Annotated in this window: 27 protein-coding genes; 15 read left to right on the top strand and 12 right to left on the bottom strand. The window is 70.2% G+C overall.

The features are described 5' to 3' along the window. Positions 1-50 precede the first annotated feature (50 nt). On the bottom strand, positions 51-947 hold the full coding sequence (locus QQG74_RS10555; protein ID WP_341720113.1) for a bile acid:sodium symporter family protein: 897 nt from the start codon (positions 945-947) through the stop codon (positions 51-53). On the opposite strand from QQG74_RS10555, the gene QQG74_RS10550 reads away from it, so the two are divergent. From QQG74_RS10550 to QQG74_RS10515, 8 genes are all read left to right on the top strand, one after another. Next, entirely contained in the window at positions 946-1,131 is a 186-nt protein-coding gene (locus QQG74_RS10550) for a hypothetical protein (RefSeq protein WP_341720112.1), read from the top strand. The two genes, QQG74_RS10555 and QQG74_RS10550, sit on opposite strands and share 2 nt — an antisense overlap. 39 nt (positions 1,132-1,170) lie before the next feature. Continuing rightward, entirely contained in the window at positions 1,171-1,740 is a 570-nt protein-coding gene (locus QQG74_RS10545; protein ID WP_341720111.1) for a nucleosidase, read from the top strand. A gap of 112 nt (positions 1,741-1,852) precedes the next feature. Next, positions 1,853-2,896 carry an aromatic ring-hydroxylating dioxygenase subunit alpha gene (locus QQG74_RS10540; protein WP_341720110.1) on the top strand — a complete coding sequence of 348 codons (1,044 nt, stop codon included), beginning with the start codon at positions 1,853-1,855 and terminating at the stop codon, positions 2,894-2,896. Continuing rightward, entirely contained in the window at positions 2,893-3,138 is a 246-nt protein-coding gene (locus tag QQG74_RS10535) for a hypothetical protein (protein WP_341720109.1), read from the top strand. Before QQG74_RS10540 ends, QQG74_RS10535 begins: the two co-directional genes overlap by 4 nt. Then, positions 3,135-4,088: a PDR/VanB family oxidoreductase gene (locus QQG74_RS10530; RefSeq protein ID WP_341720108.1), complete on the top strand. Its 954-nt coding sequence runs from the start codon at positions 3,135-3,137 to the stop codon at positions 4,086-4,088. Before QQG74_RS10535 ends, QQG74_RS10530 begins: the two co-directional genes overlap by 4 nt. Positions 4,089-4,119: 31 nt before the next feature. Continuing rightward, complete coding sequence (locus QQG74_RS10525; protein ID WP_341720107.1) at positions 4,120-4,884, top strand: IclR family transcriptional regulator; 765 nt, start codon at positions 4,120-4,122, stop codon at positions 4,882-4,884. Between the two features lie 111 nt (positions 4,885-4,995). Continuing rightward, complete coding sequence (locus tag QQG74_RS10520) at positions 4,996-5,883, top strand: PaaX family transcriptional regulator C-terminal domain-containing protein (RefSeq protein WP_341720106.1); 888 nt, start codon at positions 4,996-4,998, stop codon at positions 5,881-5,883. Between the two features lie 172 nt (positions 5,884-6,055). Continuing rightward, positions 6,056-8,200: a DUF6351 family protein gene (locus tag QQG74_RS10515; protein ID WP_341720105.1), complete on the top strand. Its 2,145-nt coding sequence runs from the start codon at positions 6,056-6,058 to the stop codon at positions 8,198-8,200. A gap of 91 nt (positions 8,201-8,291) precedes the next feature. On the opposite strand, the gene QQG74_RS10510 is transcribed toward QQG74_RS10515, so the two are convergent. Further along, positions 8,292-8,759: a MarR family transcriptional regulator gene (locus QQG74_RS10510; protein WP_341720104.1), complete on the bottom strand. Its 468-nt coding sequence runs from the start codon at positions 8,757-8,759 to the stop codon at positions 8,292-8,294. Between the two features lie 84 nt (positions 8,760-8,843). On the opposite strand from QQG74_RS10510, the gene QQG74_RS10505 reads away from it, so the two are divergent. From QQG74_RS10505 to QQG74_RS10485, 5 genes are all read left to right on the top strand, one after another. Then, positions 8,844-9,770: an SDR family NAD(P)-dependent oxidoreductase gene (locus QQG74_RS10505; protein WP_341720103.1), complete on the top strand. Its 927-nt coding sequence runs from the start codon at positions 8,844-8,846 to the stop codon at positions 9,768-9,770. A gap of 20 nt (positions 9,771-9,790) precedes the next feature. Further along, positions 9,791-10,687 (top strand): amidohydrolase family protein, encoded by an 897-nt coding sequence (locus QQG74_RS10500; RefSeq protein WP_341720102.1) that lies wholly within the window; start codon positions 9,791-9,793, stop codon positions 10,685-10,687. 19 nt (positions 10,688-10,706) lie between these two features. Next, on the top strand, positions 10,707-11,159 hold the full coding sequence (locus QQG74_RS10495) for a MaoC family dehydratase (RefSeq protein WP_341720101.1): 453 nt from the start codon (positions 10,707-10,709) through the stop codon (positions 11,157-11,159). A gap of 44 nt (positions 11,160-11,203) precedes the next feature. Next, positions 11,204-12,736, top strand: coding sequence for a long-chain fatty acid--CoA ligase (locus tag QQG74_RS10490; protein WP_341720100.1), 1,533 nt, complete (start codon positions 11,204-11,206; stop codon positions 12,734-12,736). Between the two features lie 178 nt (positions 12,737-12,914). Beyond that, complete coding sequence (locus QQG74_RS10485) at positions 12,915-13,574, top strand: lytic polysaccharide monooxygenase (RefSeq protein WP_341720099.1); 660 nt, start codon at positions 12,915-12,917, stop codon at positions 13,572-13,574. An 81-nt stretch (positions 13,575-13,655) separates the two neighbouring features. On the opposite strand, the gene QQG74_RS10480 is transcribed toward QQG74_RS10485, so the two are convergent. From QQG74_RS10480 to QQG74_RS10435, 10 genes are all read right to left on the bottom strand, one after another. Continuing rightward, positions 13,656-14,537, bottom strand: coding sequence for a PaaX family transcriptional regulator C-terminal domain-containing protein (locus QQG74_RS10480; protein WP_341720098.1), 882 nt, complete (start codon positions 14,535-14,537; stop codon positions 13,656-13,658). A gap of 37 nt (positions 14,538-14,574) precedes the next feature. Continuing rightward, positions 14,575-15,387: an ABC transporter ATP-binding protein gene (locus QQG74_RS10475; RefSeq protein WP_341720097.1), complete on the bottom strand. Its 813-nt coding sequence runs from the start codon at positions 15,385-15,387 to the stop codon at positions 14,575-14,577. After that, on the bottom strand, positions 15,380-16,204 hold the full coding sequence (locus QQG74_RS10470; protein WP_341720096.1) for an ABC transporter permease: 825 nt from the start codon (positions 16,202-16,204) through the stop codon (positions 15,380-15,382). The genes QQG74_RS10475 and QQG74_RS10470 overlap by 8 nt, the downstream gene beginning before the upstream one ends. Then, positions 16,201-16,995, bottom strand: a complete 795-nt coding sequence (locus QQG74_RS10465; protein WP_341720095.1) for an ABC transporter permease — start codon at positions 16,993-16,995, stop codon at positions 16,201-16,203. The genes QQG74_RS10470 and QQG74_RS10465 overlap by 4 nt, the downstream gene beginning before the upstream one ends. 78 nt (positions 16,996-17,073) lie before the next feature. Continuing rightward, positions 17,074-18,045, bottom strand: coding sequence for an ABC transporter substrate-binding protein (locus QQG74_RS10460; protein WP_341720094.1), 972 nt, complete (start codon positions 18,043-18,045; stop codon positions 17,074-17,076). 242 nt (positions 18,046-18,287) lie between these two features. Continuing rightward, the gene (locus QQG74_RS10455) at positions 18,288-19,013 is read right to left on the bottom strand and encodes a DUF2071 domain-containing protein (RefSeq protein ID WP_341720093.1); all 726 of its coding nucleotides are present in this window, start codon (positions 19,011-19,013) and stop codon (positions 18,288-18,290) included. A gap of 48 nt (positions 19,014-19,061) precedes the next feature. Next, on the bottom strand, positions 19,062-19,619 hold the full coding sequence (locus QQG74_RS10450) for a dihydrofolate reductase family protein (protein WP_341720092.1): 558 nt from the start codon (positions 19,617-19,619) through the stop codon (positions 19,062-19,064). Positions 19,620-19,735: 116 nt separating this feature from the next. Then, a complete protein-coding gene (locus QQG74_RS10445; protein ID WP_341720091.1) occupies positions 19,736-20,923 on the bottom strand; it encodes a helix-turn-helix domain-containing protein in 1,188 nt (395 codons plus the stop codon). Beyond that, positions 20,913-21,080, bottom strand: coding sequence for a hypothetical protein (locus QQG74_RS10440; RefSeq protein ID WP_341720090.1), 168 nt, complete (start codon positions 21,078-21,080; stop codon positions 20,913-20,915). The genes QQG74_RS10445 and QQG74_RS10440 overlap by 11 nt, the downstream gene beginning before the upstream one ends. A 174-nt stretch (positions 21,081-21,254) precedes the next feature. Then, positions 21,255-22,424, bottom strand: coding sequence for a helix-turn-helix domain-containing protein (locus QQG74_RS10435; RefSeq protein WP_341720089.1), 1,170 nt, complete (start codon positions 22,422-22,424; stop codon positions 21,255-21,257). A gap of 172 nt (positions 22,425-22,596) precedes the next feature. On the opposite strand from QQG74_RS10435, the gene QQG74_RS10430 reads away from it, so the two are divergent. Beyond that, positions 22,597-23,319 (top strand): SDR family oxidoreductase, encoded by a 723-nt coding sequence (locus QQG74_RS10430; protein WP_341720088.1) that lies wholly within the window; start codon positions 22,597-22,599, stop codon positions 23,317-23,319. Between the two features lie 26 nt (positions 23,320-23,345). Further along, a complete protein-coding gene (locus tag QQG74_RS10425) occupies positions 23,346-23,642 on the top strand; it encodes a DUF6624 domain-containing protein (RefSeq protein WP_341720087.1) in 297 nt (98 codons plus the stop codon). Positions 23,643-23,742 lie beyond the last annotated feature (100 nt).

Genomic DNA, 23,742 nt, shown 5'->3' with positions numbered 1-23,742 from the left:
CACCGGTCGCCGCACGACCGGGTATCTGCGGTCCCGCTTCGACGGATGCCTCAGGTCGTGGCCGCCCCGTTCCCGGCGCCGGCGGACCGGGTACCAACGCGGTTCACCAGGTAGCCGAAGGCCGCCGCGGTGAAGAACATGACGATGCCGTAGACGGCGCCCGGGATGGCCATCTGCGTGCTGTCCAGCAGCGCCGGGCTGAGCGCGATCGTGATCGCCAGCGTGCTGTTGTGGATACCGATCTCGAATCCGGCCGCCTTGGCCGCGCTCGGCTCGACCCCGGCCAGCCGTGGCACCCCGTACCCGATGGCGAGACTGAGCAGGTTGAACGCGAGCACGGCCAGGCCGACCGAGACGAAGTAGTCGGCGATGTTCTCGCGTTCGCCGAGCACGGCCCCCGCGATCACCGCGACGAGCACCACGACGGAGAGAATCCGCACCGGACGGTGCAGGCTCTCGGCGACGCGGGGCAGCCGGGCCCGGATCAGCATGCCGATGGCGACCGGTACGAGCACGATGGCGAAGACCTGGAGCACCTTGTCGAACTGGAGACCGATGCTTCTCGCGTCACCCAGGAAGTGGGCCGCCGACAGGTTGACCACGATCGGCAGGGTGAAGACCGCGAGCACCGAGTTGACAGCGGTCAGGGTGATGTTCAGGGCCACGTGCCCACCGAACAGGTGACTGTAGAGGTTGGCCGTGGTGCCACCGGGTGAGGCGGCCAGCAGCATCATCCCGACGGCCAGTTCCGGCGGTAGGTCGAAGGCGAGCACCAGGCCGAAGCAGAGCGCGGGCAGCAGCAAGACCTGGCACGCCAGCGCGATGACCGCGGCCCTGGGGTGGCGGGCCACCCGACGGAAATCGGCGATGGTCAGACCGAGGCCCAGACCGAGCATGATGATGCCGAGGGCGACGGGTAGTCCGATCAGGGTCACGGCGGAGTCCATGACACGACATCGTTACCACCCGGTAACGCCCTCGCCATCCTCCATGTGGCTGGCTCCGGTCAGGAGAGCTCAGCTGTACATCCGGCGTACCGGCCTGGGCGGGGCGATGATCTGGTCACTCGACGGCGACGACGACAACGCCACCCTGACCAGGACGATCAGCCTCGGGCTCAGCACCCGGTAGGCGCGCCGGGCCGCCGACGGCGGTCGCTACCATCGCCCGATGCAGCTACGCGGCACGATCAGCCCGGACCGTCCGTTGCTCGTCCTGGCGCTCGCGGAGGAGGCCGCCCACCTCGATCCGCGGCTCCCGGTCCTGCTCACCGGCATGGGAAAGGTAAACGCCACCGCCGCCGTCGCGACGGTGCTGGCCCGGGGCGCGCTGCCGGCGGCGGTGGTCAACCTCGGCACGGCCGGCGCGCTGCAATCCGGTTGGACGGGCACCCACGAGGTGGGCAGCGTCATCCAACACGACCTGGACACCGAGTTCATCCACCGGCTGACCGGGCAGACCGTCGGGGCACCGCTGGCGCTTGCCGGCGACGGCCCGGTGCTCGCCACCGGCGACCAGTTCATCGCCGACGACCGGGCCCGCGCCGCGCTGGCCGCCCGAGCCCAACTGGTGGACATGGAGGGCTACGCGGTGGCCTCGACGGCGCGCCGGTTCGGCGTACCGGTCCGCCTGGTCAAGCAGGTCAGCGACGAGGCTGGAGCCGGTGCCGACCGGACCTGGCAGCAGTCGGTGGACGACTGCGCCCGACGGCTCGCCGGGTGGGTCGCCGACCAACTCTGAGGAGCAGCCACGGCGGCCCGACTTTCACTCAATGAAAACGTGACTCCCGCCACCGGCGTCCGCACGCGATGATGCGACGACACCCTCGCCCACCCTCTGGAGGTTCGGTCGGATGGCCTTCGCACGTGATCAGTGGTATGTGGCGGCCTACGGCAGCGAGGTCGGGCGCGAGTTGCTCGCCCGCACGGTGCTGGGTGAGCCGCTGGTGCTCTACCGGACCGAGTCGGGTGCGCCGGTCGCGCTCGCGGACCGGTGCGTACATCGCCGCTATCCGCTCTCCGAGAGCCGGCTCGACGGCGACACCATCGTCTGCGGTTACCACGGCTTCACCTACGACCCGACGGGCAGCTGCGTCTTCGTCCCCGGGCAGCAGCGCATCCCGCGTACCGCCCGGGTGGCCGCGTACCCGGTGGTGGAACAGGATTCCTTCATCTGGGTCTTCATCGGCGACAAGAACCTGGCCGACCCCACCACCATCCCCCGGGCACCGTGGCTGGCCGACCCGTCGTACGCGGTGGTACGCGGGATGGCACCGCTGAACGCGCGCTACGAACTGCTCGTGGACAACCTCATGGACCTGTCCCACGAGACCTATCTGCACGGTGGCTACATCGGCACGCCGGAGGTGGCGAACACGCCGATCACCACCGAGGTGGACGAGGAGCGCGGCATCGTCTACGTCAGCCGACACATGGACGACGCGGAGTGCCCGCCCTTCTACGCGCGTTCGACCGGCATCCAGGGCCGGATCACCCGCTGGCAGGACATCGAGTACCACCCGCCCTGCCTCTACCTGCTGCACAGCCGGATCGCACCGCAGGGCGTCTATCCGCCGGCGGAGGGTCCGGACAGCGACGCCTTCCACGCCGAGATCGTGTACGCGATCACCCCGTCGACCGAGCACACCACCTACGACTTCTGGGCGGTGGCCCGCGACTTCGCGATCGACGACGAGTCGGTAAGCGAGTACCTGCACAACAGCAACCACACCGTGGTGATGCAGGACGTGACGGCGCTGAACATCCTGGAGCAGGTGATCGCCTCCGAGCCGGAGAAGTACCAGGAACTCAGCATCAACATCGACACCGGCGGGCTGGCCGCCCGGCGGTTGCTGGCCCGGTTGATCGAGCCGGGATCGGTGGGAGCGGCCCGGTGACCGCCCCGACCAGCATGCTCACCGGTGACCGGATCTACCGGATCCACTGGCTGCCGGGCACCGACACGCTGCGCGGGATCTGCCACTGCGGTGCCGAACGGACCGCCGAGGAGCCGGTGGAGCTGTGGGAGTGGTTGCTGGCCCATCCGGACGGCCACCAGCCGTCGGCGGCGGTGCCGGCACCGCCGCAGTCGCCGTCCGGCGCGGTCCCGGCGTCGCCCCGACTGGCGGTGCCGGCGTGAACGACGGCGACCCGACCGGCATCGAGCTGACGGTTACCGGCCGGGACGAGGTCGCGGCGGGTGTGGTCGTGCTGACCCTGTGCCGCCCGGACGGCGGCGACCTGCCGGGTTGGACCCCGGGCGCGCACCTCGACCTGGCGCTCGGCGCCGACCTGGTCCGGCAGTACTCCCTCTGCGGTGACCCGGCCGACCGGAGCGGGTGGCAGGTCGCGATCCAGCGTGAGCCGGACGGGCGCGGCGGCTCCCGGTTCGCCCACGAGCGGCTGACGCCCGGCGCGACCGTGCGGGTGCGCGGGCCACGGAACAATTTCGAGCTGGTCCCGGCGCGACGGTACCTCTTCGTCGCCGGTGGCATCGGCATCACCCCGATCCGGCCGATGGTCGCCGCCGCCGACGCCGCCGGTGCCGACTGGCGGCTGGTGTACGGCGGACGCAGCCGCGCCACCATGGCCTTCGCCGCCGCCCTGCGGGAGAAGTACGGCGACCGGGTGAGCCTGCATCCGCAGGACGAGACCGGGCTGCTCGACCTGGCGGCGCTGGTGCAGCCGCCGGGCGACGGACTCGTCTACTGCTGCGGGCCCGAGGCGCTGATCAGCGCGGTGGAGCAGCACTGCCGGGCGTGGCCGGCGGGCACACTACACGTCGAGCGCTTCAACCCGGTGTCCATCGTGGACGACGTCGAGACCGCCGTCGAGGTCGAACTCGCGCTCTCCGGCCGGACCCTTACCGTACCGCCGGGCACGTCGATCCTGGCGGCGGTGGAGCAGGCCGGCGTACCGGTGCTCTCCTCGTGCCGGGAAGGCACCTGCGGCACCTGCGAGACCACCGTGCTCGCCGGTGAGCCGGAGCACCGCGACAGCCTGCTCACCGAGGAGGAGCGGGCCGCCGGGGACACGATGATGATCTGCGTGTCCCGGGCCCGCACCCCCCGGCTCAGGCTGGAGCTGTGACTTCGCCGGGTTGAGCAGGGATGATTGGCGGGTGCAGGCACCACCCGGACGGTCGGTCACCAGCAAGGTGCTGGCCCTGCTCGACGCCTTCTCCCCTGCCGCCCCGGCGCTGACGCTCACCGAGCTGGCCCGGCGAGCCGACCTGCCGCTGCCCACCGCGTCCCGGCGGGTGGCGGAGCTGGTCGCCTGGGGAGCGCTGGAACGCGGTGACGACGGGCGGTACCGGATCGGTCTGCGGCTCTGGGAGGTCGGTTCGCTCGCCCCCCGTGGCCTGCGGCTGCGCGAGCTGGCTCTGCCGATCATGGAAGACCTGTACGAGGTGACGCACGAGAACGTCCAGCTCGCCGTCCGGCAGGACCTCGAACTCGTCTTCATCGAACGGATCGCCGGGCGACACGCGGTGCCGGTGCTCACCCGGGTCGGCGGTCGCTTCGCGTTGCACGCCACCGGGGTCGGGCTGGTCCTGCTCGCATGCGCGCCGACCGAGGTGCAGGAGCAGGTGCTCGCCGCGCCGCTGGAGCGGTACACCGAGCTGACCATCACCGACCCGAGGCGGCTGCGGCGCCGCCTCGCCGAGGTGCGCCGCCTCGGTTACGCGGTCAGCGACCGGCAGGTCACCCTGGACGCCCTCTCCGTGGCGGCACCGATCCGCGCGGCGGACGGCACCGTCGTCGCCGCGATCTCACTTGTGGTCGCCCACGACCGGGCCGACCCGGTGGCGCTGGCGCCGCTGGTCCAGGCCGCCGGCCGGGCGATCTCCCGGGCGCTGGGCACGGCGTACGGGCCGCAGGGTTGAGCCGTCGGCGTCCGTACCGCCTGGTCACCGGAGGCAGTAACGTATCCGGGTGTTCGTTCTCCGCACAGCCTCCGACCAGCCCGGCACCCGCGCACCCAGCGACGGCGGACGATGATGGACGACGACGGCCTGCACGGGCTGCCGGCGGCGGCACCGTCGAGCCGGGCGGCGGCGGTGGGGCGGGCCCGGGCGCAACGACTCCTGGTGACCCTGCTCGGTGACCACTGGCACGCCGGCCGCTCGCCGTTGCCGTCGGGGGGTCTGGTCGCGGTGCTCACCGAGTTCGACATCGCGCCCGCCAACGCCCGCGCGACGCTCGCCCGGTTGACCCAGCGGGGGATGCTGACCCGGACCAAGGAGGGCCGGCGGACCAGCTACCGGCTCACCGAGCCGGCGTGGCACATCCTGCAACGGGGTGCCCGCCGCATCTTCGCCACCACCGACGAGAGCGCCTGGGACGGCAGCTGGACGCTTATCGCGTTCACCCTGCCGCTTGACGATGCGAACCAGCGCCGGCTGCTGCGGGCCCGGCTGCGCTGGTTGACCTTCTGGCCGTTGTACGACGCCACCTGGGTGACCCCGCACGACCGGTTCGACGAGGTACGCGAGCAGCTCAGCGAACTGGGCATCACCGACGCGGTGGTGCTGCGCTCGCGGGATCTGGAACTGCTGCCCAGCGGGCTGGCCCGGCTCGAGGCCGCCTGGCACATCGACGAACTTGCCGCCGGCTACCAGGATTTCCTGGATCGCTACCGCGACCTGGCCCGCCGGGCGGTGGCGGGCGAGGTGTCGCCGGCGGAGGCGCTGGTCCAACGCACCGAACTGGTAAACGACTGGCGGGCACTGGTGGGGGCCGACCCTGATCTGCCGGCCCGGTTCCTGCCGCCGTCCTTTCCGCGCGCCGAGGCGCGGACGGTGTTCCTGAACGCCTCGGAGGCGCTGGCCCCGCTCGCCCAGAAGCGCTTCGAGGCCCTGGTCCACACCCCCGACCACGCCTGACTCCGACGCCTGCCCCGGCCCCGGGCCGGCACCCGGAGATCGCGCCGGAGCACTTCCAGACGTAGATACACTGCAAAGTCATTGACTCGTGGTCTTATTTCGCATTACGTTGCCGGTACGCATTTGACCAGGAGGTCCAGCCGCACCGTCCCCGGCTGAGAGGGGTTCCCCCATGCACTTCCATCAATTCAAGGCGAAGACCAGGCAACGATCCGCGCGGGTGCTGCTTACCGCGTTCGTCGCGACGGCGCTGATCAGCGGCTCCGCCACCCCGGCTGGTGCCGGCGGCGGCAAGGGCATCGACCGTGATTTCGACGTGGCGGTCGTCTCCGGCCGCCCGGACACGATCAGCGGCGGCGACGCCCTGATCCGCATCGGCGTGCCGCGCACCGTACCGCCGCATCAGGTGCGGGTGCGCGTCGACGGCCGCGACGTGACCAAGCGGTTCCGGCCCGCCGGTGACCAGCGGACGCTGCTCGGCCTGGTGGACACCCTCGCGCTGGGCCGCAACCGGCTCGAGGTCCGCGCCAACGGGTTGGGCAAGGGCCGACCCACCGCCACCTTGACGCTCGTCAACCACCCGGCCGCCGGCCCGGTCTTCTCCGGGCCGCACATCCCGCTCTTCTGCACGGCGGCGGACGCCCCCTGGCACCTCGGCCCGGTGGACCGGAACTGTCACGTGGCCGAGCCGCAGGTGACCTACCGGTACCGCAACACCGCGGGCAGCTTCGTCGACCTGCCCGCCGGCCCGCTGCCCAAGGACGTGGCCAGCACGACCACCACGGCCGGCCGGACCGTGCCGTACGTGGTACGGATCGAACGCGGCACCATCAACCGCGCGGTGTACGAGATCGCGCTGCTGCACCAGCCGGGCACGCCGACGCCCGACCCGTGGACGGCGACCCGAGGCTGGAACAACCGGCTGGTCTACACCTTCGGTGGCGCCTGCGGCATCGGCTACACCCAGGCCACCAGCACCGGCGGGGTCATCGACCACACGCTGCTCGGTCGCGGCTACGCGGTCGCCAGCGCCACCTTCAACGTCTACGCCCACAACTGCAACGACGTCACCTCCGCCGAGACCGCCATGATGGTCAAGGAACACTTCAGCGAGACGTACGGCGTACCGGACTTCACCATGGGCTGGGGTGCCTCGGCCGGCACCATGCAGCAGTTGCTGATCTCGAACGCCTACCCCGGCATCCTCGACGGGGTCATCGGGCACATCGGCTACCCGGACGAGCGCTCCACCACGATCAGTGGCCACGAGTGCCGGTTCATCTCGCAGGCGGCGACCGCGGCCGGGCTCTCCACCGCCCAGCGGCAGGCCGTGTCCGGCTTCGGCAGCCCGGACACCTGCACCGGCTACCAGTTCTTCGACAGCGTCGACTGGCCCACCGCCTGCCCGAACCATGTCCCCGCGCAGCTGCGCTACCACCCGGTCACCAACCCGGACGGCATCCGCTGCGCCATGGCGGACTTCATCTCCAACGTGTACGGCGTCGACCGCAACGGCGCGGGCCGGCCGATCATCCCGGACACCGTCGGTGTGCAGTACGGCCTCCAGCCGCTCCAGGCCGGCGTGCTCAGCCCGGAGCAGTTCGTCCGGCTCAACGAGGGCATCGGCGGCCTGGACGTCGAGGGCAACCGGACGCCGCACCGCACCTCGGCGAACGTCGACGCGATCAGGGTGGCGTACGCGACCGGCCGGATCAACCAGTTCGACGGTGGGCTGCGCTGGACTCCGATCATCGAGACGCGCGGCTACACCGATCCCACCGGCGACTTCCACGACCGGTTCCGGTCCTGGACGATGCGGGAGCGCCTGCTGAAGGCGAACGGTCACGCCGACAACCACGCAAGCGTCACCAGCCCGCCGGGTGCCGCCACCACGGCGGCCCAGGAGCAGGCGCTTGCCGACATGGATGCCTGGCTGACCGCCCGGACCAGGCTGGCGGCGGACCGCCCGCATCTGGACCCGGTCGCGCTCACCCGGCTTTCCCGGCCACGCGGGGTGGTCGACAGCTGCGTGGCACCGGACGGCAGGCGGATCGTGGAGAAGCTGACGCTCAACTCGTCCGCCCGGTGCAACCAGCTCTTCCCCTACCATCGCAACCCCCGGGTAGTGGCCGGCGGGCCGACCACGTCGGCGGTGCTCAAGTGCCAGCTGAAGCCGCTGAAGCGGACGCACTACGCGGTGACGTTCAGCGACAGCCAGTGGCAGCGCCTGCGGGCGGTCTTCCCCGGCGGCGTCTGCGACTGGTCGAAGCCCGGCGTCGGCCAGGTGCCGCTGCGCCAGACCTGGATTCGCTTCTGACCCGACCTGGCTCCGCTTCCGAACAGTAGGTACCGCCCGGACCGGGCAGCGCGTGCGGCGCTGCCCGGTCCGGCTGTGGCGGAGTTGCTCGTCAGTCGGGGAAGGCCAGCAGCCGCAGCAGTTCGGCGAGCCGCTCGTGGTCCTCGGGTGTCACGGTGGCGAGCAGGCCCAGCTCCACGGCACGCGCCGATTCCTGCGCGCGGGCGAACAGGTCCCGGCCCGCGTCGGTGGCGACGAGGACGTTGGCCCGCCGGTCGGCCGGGTCGGTCTGCCGCTCGATCAGCCGGCGCTGCTCCAACCCGTCGACGAGGGCGACGACCTGGCTCGGGTCCAGGCGGAGAAACTCGGCCAGTTCCCGCTGGGTGGGGCGGGCCTCGTCGGCGGCCAGCGCCAGCACGGAATAGGAGCGCGCCTTGAGCCCGTGCTGCGCGAGGGCGGCGTTCGCCGCGGCGAGGGTGAGCGCGTTGGCGCGGGCGAGCAGAAAGATCAGGTCCCCGCCGAGCACACTGTCCCGCAGACTGTCGCGTCCAGTCGGCCGGGTCTTCTCCGTGGGGGACATGGCGACGATGGTATCAAGCTTCACAAATAATTGACATTCTCAACGATTCGTGCTCAGATCTGGGTCAGACGCAAAGGAGCTTCCATGTCGCTGGACGGCAAAGTCGCGATCGTCACCGGGTCCGGACGAGGTCTCGGCCTCGCGTACGCGCAGGAACTCGCCCGGCGGGGCGCGTCCGTCGTGGTGAACGACGTCGATGCGCAGGCCGCGGCCGACGCGGTCGCCGCGATCCAGGCGCTCGGCGGGCAGGCCGTCGCGGTGGTCGCCCCGGTCGGCCCGACCGAGACGGCGGAGCAGTTGGTCGCCGCGGCGGTCGAGAGCTTCGGGCGGCTCGACATCCTGGTCACCAACGCGGGCGTGCTGCGCGACACCGTGCTGTGGAAGATGACCGACGACGACTTCGACACCGTGATCAACGTGCACCTGCGCGGCACCTTCACCACGGTACGCGCGGCGGTGCGGCACATGCGGGCGGCCGGCGAGGGCGGACGGATCATCTGCATCGGCTCCCCCACCGGCCAGCGTGGCACCTTCGGCCAGACCAACTACGCGGCGGCCAAGGCCGGCATCGTCGGCATGGTGCGCACCTGGGCGCTCGAACTCAAGCGCGCCGGCATCACCGCAAACACCGTCGTACCGGTGGCCGCGACCGCCATGACCGCCACGGTCCCCTACTTCGCCGCCGCCGTGCAAGCCGACGCCAACGGCGAGCCGATGCCGGCGTTCTTCCGGCACGAGCTCGGCTTCGGCACGGCCGACGACGTGGCCGGCCTCATCGCGTTCCTCGGCTCCGACGCAGCCGCGGCGGTGACCGGGCAGGTGATCGGGGTCGGCGGCGACCGCATTCAGATCTGGACCCACCCGGAGGCGGCACTGACCGCCTACCAGGAGGGCGGCTGGAGCTACGACGCGCTGGTCGAGGCGTGGCCGGCGCAGTTCGCCGGTGCGCTCCAGAGCGTCGGCGAACGCTTCCCGGAGCTGCCCGAGGAGTTCAAGGCCGAGGCCTCCTGAGTCACGGAGGTTCCCGAGTCATGTACCAGCCCGCCATCGACCTCGCCGCCGTCACGGCGATCGACATGCACGTGCACATCGAGGTCGACGACCACGGCCACAACTCGCTGCCCGACCCGCTGGTGGCGGCGGTGTCGAAGTACTTCCGGACGGACGGGCCGCGCCCGGCGATCGACGCGGTCGCGCAGTACTACCGGGAACGCCGGATGGCGGCGGTGGTCTTCACCGTGGACGCCCGCACGCAACTGGCGCACCCGCCGCTGTCCAGCGTCGACCTCGCCCGCGCCGCCGCCGAGCACGCCGACGTCCTGATCCCCTTCGGGTCGGTCGACCCGCGCACCGGCACGGCCGCCCTCGACCTGGCCGCCCGGCTGATCGAGGAGGAGGGCGTACGCGGCTTCAAGTTCCACCCCACCGTGCAGGGTTTCGATCCGAGCCACGAGGAGTACGCGCCACTGTGGGGCCTGCTCGAGTCGGCGGGCGTACCGGCGCTGTTCCACACCGGGCAGACCGGCATCGGCGCCGGGATGCCGGGCGGCTACGGCTTCCGGCTGGGACTGTCGAACCCGATACTGCTCGATCCCATCGCGGCGGAGTTCCCGCAGCTACAGATCATCATGGCGCACCCCTCCGTGCCGTGGCAGGACGAGGCGCTGTCGGTGGCGACGCACAAGCTGAACACCTGGATCGACCTGTCCGGCTGGAGCCCGAAGTACTTTCCGGCCACGCTGGTACGGCACGCCAACACGATGTTGAAGCACCGGGTGCTCTTCGGCACGGACTTCCCGCTGCTCACTCCGGACCGCTGGCTGCGCGACGTGGCCACCATCGATCTCAAGCCCGAGGTGCTCCCGGGCATCCTGAAGGACAACGCCGCCCGGCTGCTGCGCCTGGCGGACCCGGCCACATCCGTTTGACGACCACGGGAGGAAGCCCATGACGACGACAATCGCGTACGACCAGCTTCCCGAACTCGCCGGCACCGACCTCGGTCAGACCGAGTACCGGACGGTCACCCAGGAGCAGGTGAACCTCTTCGCCGACGCGACCGACGACCACCAGTGGATCCACGTCGACCCCGAGCGGGCCAAGGACGGCCCGTTCGGCGCCCCGATCGCCCACGGCTTCCTCACCCTCTCGCTCGCCGTACCGTTCTGGACGGAGTTGCTTGAGGTCAAGGGCGTGACCACGAAGGTGAACTACGGTCTCGACAAGGTGCGCTTCCCGGCTCCCGTCACGGTCGGGTCGCGGGTGCGGATGCGGGCGGTCGTCGCCGAGGTCGCCGAGATTCGGGGCGGCTACCAGATCACCGTCGACCAGACCATCGAGATCGAGGGCGGCGCCAAGCCCGCCGTCGTCGCGCGCGGCCTGTACCGCTTCTACGCCTGAGCACGCTCGCCGTGCGCACCACCGCCTCCACCACCGGGAGACTGATGATGCACCAGCAGGGAATCGGCGCCTGGATGGCGAAACGTCGGCTGAAGTCACCCGACAAGATCGCCCTCGTGCACGACGAGTCGACGGTGACGTACCGGCAGTTGGCGGACGGCGCGGACCGCATCTCGGCGCTGCTGCGGCACCACGGCGTCGGTAAGGGTGACGCCGTCGCCTACCTGGGCGAGAACAGCCCCGAGTTCCTCCGGGTGATGTTCGGTGCCGCGCAGCTGGGTGCCGTCTTCGTGCCGGTAAACACCCGGCTCGCGCCGCCCGAGATCGCGCACGTGCTGACCGACTGCGCCGCACGGGTGCTGATTCACGATCCCGAGTTCGCCGAACGGGTGGCCGGCGCCGTCGACACGGCCGGGACCGCGCACGTCATCGTCACCGGCGACGGCACCGCCGACCGGCCCGGGCTGGCCCGGCTGGCGGCTGCCACCACCGCCGAGCCGATCGACGGGCAGGTCAACCCCGACGACCCGGCGGCCATCGTCTACACCTCGGGCACGACCGGCAGGGCCAAGGGCGCGGTGCTGACCCACCGGAACCTCACCTGGGTCGCGCTCAACTGCATCGTGGACTACGACGTGGTCTCGACCGACGTCGCGCTCATGATCTCGCCGCTGTTCCACGTCGCCTCCCTCGGCATGGGCGCGCTGCCGGTGCTTCTCAAGGGCGCCACCATCGTGCTGGAGAAGGGGTTCGAGCCGGGGCGGGCGTTGGCGCAGATCGAGCGGCACGGGGTCACCATGCTCAGCGGCGTGCCGACCACCTACCAGCTGATGGCCGACCATCCGGCCTGGGCCGGCACCGACCTGTCCACGCTGGCCAAGCTCACCTGCGGCGGCTCGGCGGTGCCGGTTCGCGTGCTCAACGCGTACGAGGCGCGGGGGTTGTCGTTCTCGCAGGGTTACGGCATGACGGAGGCTTCGCCGGGGGCGACCGCGCTACCCCCCGCGATGACCCGTGCCAAGCAGGGCAGCGTGGGTCTGCCGCACTTCTTCACCGACGTACGGATCGCCGACTCCGACGGCGCGCCGGTGCCGGCCGGCACCATCGGCGAGATCGAGATCGCCGGGCCGAACGTCTTCCCGGGCTACCACGGGCTGCCGGCGGAGACAGCGGCCGCGTTCACCGAGGACGGCTGGTTCCGTTCCGGGGACCTCGGCTACCTCGACGACGACGGCTACCTCTACATCGCCGGTCGACTCAAGGACATGATCATCTCGGGCGGCGAGAACATCTACCCGCCGGAGATCGAACGCCTGCTCAACGAGTTGGACGGGGTGACCGGGGCGGCGGTCATCGGCGTTCCGGACGCACGCTGGGGAGAGGTGCCCTGGGCGGTGCTCACCGTACGGGAGGGCGTGGCCGTCGACACCGAGCGTGTACGGGAGTTCCTCGACGGCAAGATCGCCCGCTACAAGCTGCCGAAACACGTCGTGGTCGTGGACGACTTGCCGCGCACCGCGTCGGGAAAGGTCCGCAAGGCGGACCTTCGGTCCCGCTTCGAGGCGATTGATCAGTAACCGAAACTTTCGGTCAATCCGCAGTAAAGTGAGCCCTGACCTGCACCGGGTCAATTCCCCCAACCTCGACATTGCGCATTACCGATCGACATCGGTTGATGCCTCGACCTGCCGGTGCCATACTCCTGGAAGCGCTCCCACCCACCACCGATTATGAGCGCTGAACGGAGGACACACCGTGCGTACACCGAAGCTCCGACAGTCCGGCCGTCGACCCGTCCGGGCGCTCGTGCTGCTCTTCAGCCTGATGGTCGGCATGGTGACCTGGACCGGAACGGCCCAGGCCCACGGCACCATCGTCAACCCGGCCTCCCGCGCCTACCAGTGCTGGCAGAGCTGGGGCAGCCAGCACATGAACCCGGCCATGCAGCAGCAGGACCCGATGTGCTACCGGGCCTTCCAGGCGAACCCGGACACCATGTGGAACTGGATGAGCGCGCTCCGGGACGGCCTGGGCGGCCAGTTCCAGGCCCGCACCCCGGACGGCCAGCTGTGCAGCAACGGCCTCTCCCGCAACAACAGCCTGAACCAGCCGGGCGCGTGGCGGAAGACCAACGTCAGCCGCAACTTCACCGTCCAGCTGTACGACCAGGCCAGCCACGGTGCCGACTACTTCCGCGTCTACATCAGCAAGCAGGGGTTCAACCCGGCCACCCAGACCCTCGGCTGGGGGAACCTCGACTTCATCACGCAGACCGGGCGGTACGCGCCGGCACAGAACATCTCGTTCAACGTCTCGACCTCCGGTTACACCGGACACCACATTCTCTTCGTGATCTGGCAGGCATCCCACCTCGACCAGGCCTACATGTGGTGCAGTGACGTGAACTTCAGCTGATCGGCCCGACCGACAGCGCAGCACCACTCCGGCCCAGGGCGACAGCGTCCTGGGCCGGAGCGCTGCGCACTGCGCTCGACGTCAACCGGCACCGGTGTCCGCGGTGGCCGGTCCGCCACGGGAACCGCCCTGGCGACGCAGAAAGCGCGGCCCGGCCGTGCCCTGCGTGACAAGCGCGGTGAACTCGGCCGCGGAGTCACCGGCCAGGCGCTCGTGCATCCGCCGGTAGACCTCCGCCGATCGGGTGGCGGGCCATTGCGCGTCCATGAAATCGCTGGGCAGCCGAGGATCGGCGCGCAGCAGCGCGAGCCAGTCCGCCACGAGCATCGTCCGCACGGTCAACGCACTCGGCGCCAGCGAGGCAGCGGCCGGGTCGTCCCAGATCTCGATGAAGGCGAGGTGTTCGCGCCGGATCGCCTCGATGTCCCAGGCGGCGCGGACGCTCTCGCCGATCGGGAACCCGGAGAGCTCGCGCGCGTGGAAGGCGACCACCGCGTTGACGGGAAGGTCCTGCCGCAGGGGTCCCAGCGATCCGGCGAGGTCGACCTCGCCCGGCGCCAGCCACAGACCGTCCCGGATCGGCGCGAAGCCCTCCCAGGTGAGGGTCGACCGCAACCGGTGCCGGAGCATCCGCTGGTGCTCGGGAATCGAGAAGGTGACAAGGGTCCATCCCGTGCCCTGCGGGTCGAAGGGCCGGGGTCCGCGTACCCGGTGCGTCGCCTCGCGCAGCACCGCCGTGCCGTGCTCGGTGAGCGAGAAGAGGATCTCCCGGCCGCTCCGGCTGCGCGCGAGGACGCCGCTGTGCACCAGTCGATCAAGGGTGGCCCGGGTCGCCGGGGCGGCGACACCGGCACCTTCGAGCACGCCGATCAGCGCGCTTGCCCGGATCGGGCCGACGGCGGCATCGACCACGTGCTCACCGAAGAACGCGAGCAACAGTTGCTTCGGCTGCCGGCTGCGCACAGTCCCCCCTCTCGGCGATCCTCCTCGTCGATGAGGATCACGGCGCCGATCGAGCGGCGACGGTATCCCCACGTTTGGCCCGCTGGATCTGGTCATAGACGTGGGTCCGCAGTTCCGTGAAACGGGGCAACGCCCGGGTGGTGATCTGATCACGCTCCGGCGGTAGATCGATCGCGAGATCTTCCTGCACCCAGGTCGGCGACGCCGACAATACTAGGACGCGCTCCCCCAAATAGACCGATTCGTCGATGTCGTGCGTGACGAAGACGATCGACATGTTTCGGGTCACATGCAGCTCGCGTACCAGGTCCTCCAGGTCCGCGCGGGTCTGCGCGTCGACGGCCGCGAACGGCTCGTCCATGATCATCACTTCGGGCTGGTACGCGATGGCCCGGGCGATCGCCACCCGCTGCTGCATCCCGCCGGAGAGCTGCCACGGGTGGCTGCCCGCCGCGTGTGCCAGGCCCACCGCCTCCAGGGCGTCGGTGACGAGCTTCGCCCGCTCGGTGCGGGAGAGCTTCTTGTGGCGCAGCGGCAACTCGACGTTGCCCCGCACGGTCAACCACGGGTAGAGGCTGCGCCCGTACTCCTGGAAGACCACCGCCATGGCCGCGCTCGGACCGGTCACCGGCGCGCCGTCCATCTCGACCACACCACTGGTCGGCCGGAGCAGACCGGCGAGGCACTTCAGCAGCGTGGTCTTGCCACAGCCCGAGGGTCCGACGATGCAGACGAGTTCGCCCGCGTGCATGGTGAAGTTGATGTCGCCGATCGCCTCGACGTCGCCGTTTGCGGATTCGTAGACCTTCCGCAGGTGTTCCACCCGCAGCAGGGTGCTCCGGTCAGGCACGGGAAACCTCCCTGATTCCGTGGTACCAGCGCAGAACGCGCCGCTCGACGAGGCCGAATGCCACGGCGAGGAAGACACCGACGAGGCCGAGCAGGAGAATCCCGCTCCACATCTCGGCGACGAGGTAGTTCCGTTGGAAGTACGCGATCCGGTAGCCGAGCCCGGAGGACGAGGCGAACATCTCGGAGATCACCATCAGGATGAGGGCGACCGAGAGGCCCTGCCGGACGCCGGCCATGATGCGCGGGCTGGCCGCCGGGAGCACGAGGTACCGGAGCCGCTCCCACCAGGTCACCTGGAACGAGCGCGCGGTCTCGGTCATCACGCTGTCGGTCGCCCGGACGCCCTCGATGGTGTTCAGCAGAATGGGCCAGACCGCACCGGAGATGATGACCACGACCTTCATCGTGTCGGTGATGCCGAGCAGCAGCATCACCACGGGGATCAGCACCGGCGGTGGGATGGCCCGGAAGAACTCCAGCAGCGGTTCGAGGAGTTCACGCAGCCAGTGGACCAGCCCGATGACGGTGCCGGCGGCCACCCCGATGACGATCGACGCGACGATGCCGAGGCCGAGGCGGTACAGGCTCGGCAGCACGTCCTCCACGAAGGCCGGGCCGACCCAGGTGTCCACGAACGCTTCGAAGATCGTGACCGGATCGGGGAAGAACCGGTTCGTCGACCTCGTCGCCGCCAGCGCCCAGATCACCAGGAGCAGGAACGGCAGCCCGAGCGCGTAGAGCAGGCTCGCGGCGATGCGGGCCCCGACGCCGCGTCCGCGACGCGCCGTGGCGATGTCACCGGTACGCGTGGTCACCGGACATCCTCCCCTCGTATGGACTGGTGCCAGGAGAGCGACCGGCGCTCGATGAACCGGAAGACGAGGTTCACCAGCAACCCGAGCAGGCCGGTGACCACGACGAAGGCGTACAGGCCGACGGAGTCGCCGGCCGAGCGGGAAAGCTCGATCATGCGGCCGAGGCCGGGATTGCCGATCACCATCTCGGCGGTGATGGCCAGGATGAGGGCGACCGCCGCGGCGAGCCGGAGACCGGTCATCAGGTACGGCAGGGCGGTCGGCAGCACCAGGTGCGACAGCCGCTCGCGGCGGGTGAGGCCGAAGCTTCGCGCGGTGTCGCGGGCGACCGAGTCCACATCCGCGACGCCGTAGATCATCTGCACGAACACCTGCCAGAACGACGCGTAGATGATGATGACGAGCGCCGCCTGCCGCTGGATGCCGAACATCAGCACCGCGAGCGGAATGAGGGCGACCGACGGGATCGGCCGGAGGAACTCGACCATGGTGTGGGTCGCGCGCCGCAGGACCGGCACCAGGCCGACGATCGTGCCGAGGACGACCGCGGCGAGCGTCGCCACCGCCAGGCCGATCGCCCAGGACGTCATGGTGGCACCCAACCGCCGCCAGAAGGCGAGGTCGCGGGACTCCTCCAACAGCCGCGCGACGACGTCCGTCACGTACGGCAGGTACTGCGAGTTGATCAGGCCCAGCGTCGGGATCAACTGCCAGATGACGAGGAATCCGGCAAGGCCGACGGTGCCCAGCAGTGCCTTGCGCACCGCGCGCAGGCGCCGGGTGGATGGCACGCGCATATCACTCCCGTGGTCGGTCGGTGGCGACCCCCTCCCGGGTACCGGGTACCGGGGAGGGGGTGCGCGTGCCGGTTACCGCTGCTGGATGAGGCGGTCGAAGTTGGGCTGGTTGTCGAGGACCTTGTACTTCTGGGCCAGCTCGGCGAGCGTCTGCATGCTCGTCCGGTCGAGCTCCCAGCCGAAGGCCGGCAGCTTCACCGAGTCCGCGACCGGCTCCGGAAGCTGGAGGTTGTCCTTGATGGCCTGCCGGACCGCCGCCTCGTTGGCGGAGTCCTGTGCCCAGGCGAGCGTCTCCTTCATGGCCGCGGTGAAGTCGTCGACAAGCTTGGCGTCCGACTCCGCCTTCTTCGTGGTGGTGAAGGTGGTGAGGGTGGTCAGCCCCGGGACGACCGCCTGGTACGGCGCGACGATGAAGGTGTCGCCGCGGCTCTTCAGCTGCGTGACGAAGGGCTCCGGCACCCAGCCGGCGTCGATGTTGCCCGCTTCGAGCTGGGCCGGCACGTCGGGGAAGGCGACCTCGACGAACTTGATCGTGGACGGGTCGCCGCCGTCCTTCTCCACCGCGGCCATGATGGTCACGTCGCCGGCCGCACCGAGGCTGTTTACCGACACCCGCTTGCCCGCGAGGTCGGCGGGGCGCTTGATGCCGGACTTCGCCGACGCCACGACGGCGTTGATGTCGTCGCCTTCCGCGTAGGACGACGCGTAGTTGCCGATCACCACCACGCCGAGGTCCTGGAGGTCGGCCCGGAACGGACCGAACGGCTGGCCGATGGCGAAGTCGATGTCGCCGTTGATCAGAGCAGGGATGGCCTGCGCGCCGCCCTGGGCGGGCAGCACCTCGACCTGGAGTCCGTGCTTCTCGAAGAGCCCCGCCTTGATGCCGCCCCAGAGAGCGGCGGTCTCGGTGATGGGTAGCGCCGCGACCCGGACCTGGCGCAGGTCGCCGTCGCCCTGTTCGGTCGGGGACGCATCGGAGTCAGTACATCCAGTGAGGGCGATCGCGGTGGCCGCGATCAGCCCGAGAGCCATGACCTTCTTCATTGACGAGGCCCTTCCTGGGCAGAGGGGGTCGGTGCGTCAAAACCGGCGGGATGCCTCGGACCTGCAGGTGTGGTACCGCTGCGTGAGGGCACGCCGCTGTGTTGTTGGTCATGGTTCGGCACGATGAACTAGATGTCAAGAAATTCTGACGCCCGTCATGGATCAGTTAAATAACGCTTCGCTGCGGACATCGACGAGCCCTGTCACCAAGGGCCGCGCGAGCGACCGCCGTCGCCGTCTGGTCAGCTCAGCGGGCCGAAGCGGACCGGTACGCTGGGCGAGTAGAGCACGCTGGCCGGCGGGCCGACCGGCGGCGCGAGACCGCCCACAGTGATCAGCTCATCACTCAGAGACAACAACTCGGCCCGGTGCAGCGGCCAACGGGGATGCCAGTTCGGCAGGTGCCGGGTACGCCCGAACAGCCGGGTGTGCAGGCCCCACCGGGCGGTGAGGAAGTGTTCCAGCGGGCTCGGGTCGGCGATGGGCTCCCCCACCCGGACCTCGATGCGGCTCGTCGTGCCGGCGGGCCCGGGCCAGCGTCGGCGGCAGTGGTATCGCAGCCGGTCACCGTCGCGTTCCAGCCGCATCGCCGACCACATGTACGGCAACCGCAGCGATGCCCGGGCCACCAGCACCGGAATCAGCCGGGAGGCGTCGAGCGAGCGGAACACCACTGCCCGCCGCCCCAGGTCGTCGACCGAGTAGAGCCGGACGTTCGTCTCCCAGAAGCTGCCGAGGTACGGCACGCCCGGTCCACGGCCGAGCCCCACCCCGACCATGCGGAAGCCGATCAGCCCGACGTAGCTCACCCCGTCGAGGGTGTCCGGGCGGGTCCCGGCGGGCAGCAGGGGCGCCACCGCGGCCGGCTGCACCGGCCAGTGCAGGAAGACGAGATCCTCCCAACGCTGCCGCAACACGGTCCGCCGGAACGGCCGGACCGGCGCCGCGTCGATCGGCTCGATGTCCACCTGCCCAATCCTGCCCGCCCGGGCCGCCGCAGACCAGGGGCCCGCCGCTCAGCGCAGCACGTCGTACACGGCCAACTGCACACCGTTGCCGTACGTGGCGTGCTCGACCAGCGCCAGCTTCTGCTTCTCGGCATCCTCCGGCGCGAAGAGCCGCTTGCCACTGCCGAGCAGGATCGGGAAGATCAGCAGGTGGTACCGGTCGACGAGGCCGGCGGCGGCGAGGTTCTGCGCGAGCGTGGCGCTGCCGTGCACCAGAATCGAGCCACCGTCGCCCCGCTTGAGCTCGGCAACCTCGTCGAGCGAACGCAGCACCGTGGTGTTGTGCCACTCCGGGTCGGTGAGGGTGGTCGAGACGACGTACTTCGGCATCGCGTTGTACTCGGCGAACTCCTCCATCTTGGGCCAGATCGGCGCAAACTCGTCGTAGCTCACCCGGCCGATCAACAGCGCGCCGGCCTCCTCCTGCTCACGGCCCTTGATCTCGTACGCCGCCTCGTCCATCGGGACGTCCTTGAACGTCCAGCCGGCGTGCGGGTGGTCGCCACCGCCCGGCGAGTCGATGACGCCGTCGAGAGACATGAACTCGGTGACGATCAGCTGACGCATCGTGGTTCTCCTTCATCGGTGGTGCTGTCATCAAAACGTCGAACGGCCACCGCCGGATTCGACAACCCGACCCAAGAAATCAGTGGGATCTCGGCCAGGGACAGAAACGGCCATCTTCAGACCAGCCCGAGAGCGATGGCGAGCTGCGTGATCATCGCTGGGGCGTCCGGTTCGCGGGCGACCTGGGCGATCACCTCCCGCACCGCCGGCCGGTGCCGGACTTCGGCGGGCGCGAGGCTGTCGGTCTGCATCAGCAGCCGGGCCGCGTTGGCGGCGTCGTCGGACTGGAGGTACGCGCGGGCCGCGTCGACCAGGTGTGCCGCCCGGTGTTCGACCGGCAGCCATTGCCACCCGTCGCGCCCGATCGCCTTCTCATGCCGGGCGAGCGCCTCCGGTCCGTCGCCAAGTTCCACGGCGGCGGTGACCCGGGCCAGCTCGACAGCAGTCGGCCCGAACGCAGTTCGGTGATGGTCGTGTCCATCCCCAACTCGGGCGGCCATCTCGGCGGCTTCGTCCAGCAGGTCAGCGGTGGTGCGGTCGTTGCCGCACCTGGCTGCTATCAGGGCGGCCTGCACGAGCAGTGATCCGCACAGCGACAGCTCCTGTGGTGTGCCTGCGTCGAGGTCGGGTGGAGCGATCTGATAGGCGGCAGTCAGCATCACCGACCTTGCCCGCGCTGATGCCCGCAATACCTGGCCGAGCTGGACCGCCGCACACGCCAGCGCTGTCCGGTCACCGGTCGCGGCGGACATCGCCCGGTCGGCTGCGAGCCAGGCAAGATTGGCTTCGTCCAGCTTCACCAGCAACGCCGCCGTCACCCGGTACGCCTCCACCACCAGCGCCCGGCCCGCCGGGTAACGGGCGTGGGTACGGTGCGCCTCGGTCAGCAGCGTCGGCACCAGCTCGACCAGGTGCGGATACCGCGCGTGCTGGTAGGTGGCCCACGCGTGCCCTACCTCCCGGGCCAACCGATCCGGCGGCATCACCTTCAGGCGGGCTGACGGACGGCCGAGGGCCATCTCGTACGTCGACAGCGCCGCTCGAATCCGTGCGACGCCTTCGCTGCGCTCAGCCACCTCGACGGGCTGGGCGTCCCGGCCGAGCAGGGTCGCGGCGTCGACCCGCAGCACGACGGCGATCTCTCGGATGGTCGATACCCGCTCCAACGAGCGCACTCCGCGTTCGACCTTGTCCACCCAACTCTTTGACTTCCCCAGGCGATCGGCCAACGACTGCTGCGACAATCCCCGCCGTACCCGCAGGTAGGCGACGCGCCGCCCGATCGGTCTCGGGTCACCGGTCACGACGCCACCGCCGATCGGGCACCGCGCGCGTCGTCTCCTCCACGGGTATCCGCTCTGCCTCGGCTTGGGCGAGCAACCGACGTTTGGCTGCTTCCCGTTCGGCGGCGTCGATCTGCTCGCCTCTGCTGGGCCGGTCGGCGTTGTCCTGGCCGCTCATCCTCACCTCCGCTGGCAGGGGCGCAGTGCCTGTTCGGGCCGCCGCACCCGGCTACGGGCGGGTGTCTGGTCGCGTCGCCGACCTGGCTGTGCTGATCCCGCCCTCGCCCTAGCATCGGGTGAACAGGCGGTGACGGAAAGCGATCGGCTGTCCGCTGGGGAGGCCTGTTGTCCGCTAGCGAGTCTCGGGCCGGTGCGCCTCGTAGACCTCACGGAATGCCGCCGTCTCCGCCGTGCCGGTCAACTCCAGCCGCCGGAGTACCTCGCGCGCCCGCCACCAGTTCGACGACACCACCCGACCCGACCGCACCGCGTCGGCGGCCACCGCGCTGGCCTCGTCCGGCTGATCGGCGGCCAGCAACGCCATGGCGAGGTCCAGACGCGCGGACGCGGATCGCCGTGGTCGATCCCCACCATCGCCACGCGGATCCAACTCCGCCAACGCAGTCCGCGCGATCTGCTCGGCGGCCGGGTCACCGGCCCACGACAGCGTCGTCGCCGTGTACGCCAACGCCTTCGTCGGGTCGTACCGGTAGTGGTGCTCGGCCCGCTCCGGCACCGGCAGGTTCGCCGTCAACCGCGCCAACCGATCCAGCGCATCGCGCGTCAGCCGCACGTCACCCAGCCGCGCCCACACCCGCGCCTCCTGGGCGGTCGCCTGGATATGCGCCGAACTACCCGGAGGCGCCAACCGCTGGGCCTGCTGCGAAAGGTCGATGGCCCGCTGATAATCCCCCCGGGTGAGCCAGTCCCACGCCTGCGTCTCCAGACACCACGCCTGGATCTCGGGATGCTCACCATGCTCTGCGAGCGCCATGGCGGTGCCCAGATGTGCGCCGGCCGCAGAGCGTTGCAGGAGATCGATGTGCACCGTAGCCCGCAGCACCGTCAACCAACCACCCGCAACGACAAGGCGCCGACGCTGTGCCAGCGTCCCACGCCCGTCAAACAGCCGCCCTACGTAGGCCAACTGCCTTCGCACCCTCGGCAGCAGATCAACCGGCCGGGTGGTCGCGTACGCGCTCGCCAGGTCGTCCACGCTCGCCTCGATCCGCGCGAGCGTTTCGGCACTCACATCGGTGGCCCGCACCCGGGCCAGCAACTCGCTGGCCTCAGCGTCGTGGTCGACGGGCTGGTCCACGAGACGGGCAAGTGTCCCGTCCGCCCGCAGCACCTCATCGAGGTGCCGGGCCGTCTCGGGTGTGGGAGCCTTCGCGCCGCTCTCCAGGTCGTGCAGGTGGCTCTTGCCTCGATGCGCGAGCTGACCGAGCGCACGCAGCGACAACCCGTGCTTGGTCCGAAGCGCACGCAGTTGGGCACCGAAGCGCGGATCGACGTGTGACACGGCGACGCTCCCGGATAGCAGGCTGGACGAATCAGAAGCGAACCCCTACTACGGACAGTACATCCGTCGAATCCTCATCGTGCGGGTCGGCGGCGTTCGATCCGGTACCTGGACCAGGGCGGGTGGGTGTCCCGTTGACCTGAACCAGGGTGCAGGTGCTTCGCTGTTGGTCATGAATCTCCACGGCCTGAACGTTGCCATCACCGGCGCCGCACGTGACACCGGGCGGCTGCTGGCCGAAGCCTTCGCGCAGCGCGGGGCCCAGGTGTTCCTGTCGGCCCGTGACCTGACGGCGGCCGAGCGGGTCGCGGCGGCGATCAGCCGGCGGGGACCGGGCCGGGCCGAGGCGTTCCGTTGTGATCTCGCCGTACCGGATTCGGTGCGGGCGTTCGCCGCCGCCCTGGTCGCCCGGACGGATCACCTCGACGTGCTGGTCAACAACGGTGCGCCCTATGCCGACGGCGACGACCTGGCAGACGCCTCCGACGACGAGATCGAAGGGGTGATGGCGGCGGGTGGGACCGGCACCATGTTGGTGACCAAACACCTGCTGCCGCTGCTGCGGGCTTCGACGCGGCCCGACATCGTCAACCTGATCTCGGCCTGCGGCGAGGTGGGGCACCGCCGATCGGGTGCGCATCCCGCGTTCTACGCCGCCAAACACGCCCACGCCGGGCTGGCCGAGATCCTGTCGTACCGGCTGCGGCCGGCCGGGATCCGGGTGATCTCGCTGTTTCCACCGGACTTCGTGCAGGAGGGGCCCCGGCAGGCCGACCACGATCTCACCGCGCGGTCGGTGGTCGACTGCGTGCTCTTCGCCGTCGGTCAACCACGTGACTGTTTCATTCGCGAGTTCCACTTCGAGCAGGTCCGGCCCACCGGGCAGAGCGGTTGACCCGCCTGGCACCCGAGCCATCGACGATGGCCCAGCACGCCGATCACGACGTCGCGTTTCAGCGTCGGGCGCTGGGACTGATGTGCGAGGCGGTGGCCGCCGGGACCGCCGACGCGACCGAGCTGGCCTATCTGGCGGATCGGGTCGCGGTGAACTCCGGACGACCGCAGATCTACGGCACCCAGTTCGGCGGATGCGAGCAGGGCCGCCCGGTGCCGAAGCCGATCGCGGACGAGGCCGGGGTGCACGAGCGGCGCGCCCGGGTCGGCCTCCAGCCGCTTGACGAGTACCTTGCCCAGTTCCAGGACGCCTGCGACGAATAGCCGCTCTGGTCGGGTCGACGGGCAGCGGCGACAGGCGCCGCACCGGTGACGGTAGGTCCTCGTGCGGTCAGCCGGCGGGGAGCGTCGACTCGCGCATCAG

It is taken from the genome of Micromonospora sp. FIMYZ51, from assembly GCF_038246755.1.
Taxonomy (GTDB): Bacteria; Actinomycetota; Actinomycetes; order Mycobacteriales; family Micromonosporaceae; genus Micromonospora.
The sequence above is the reverse complement of the archived record's forward strand: the minus strand, read 5'-3'. Positions and strand labels throughout refer to the sequence as shown.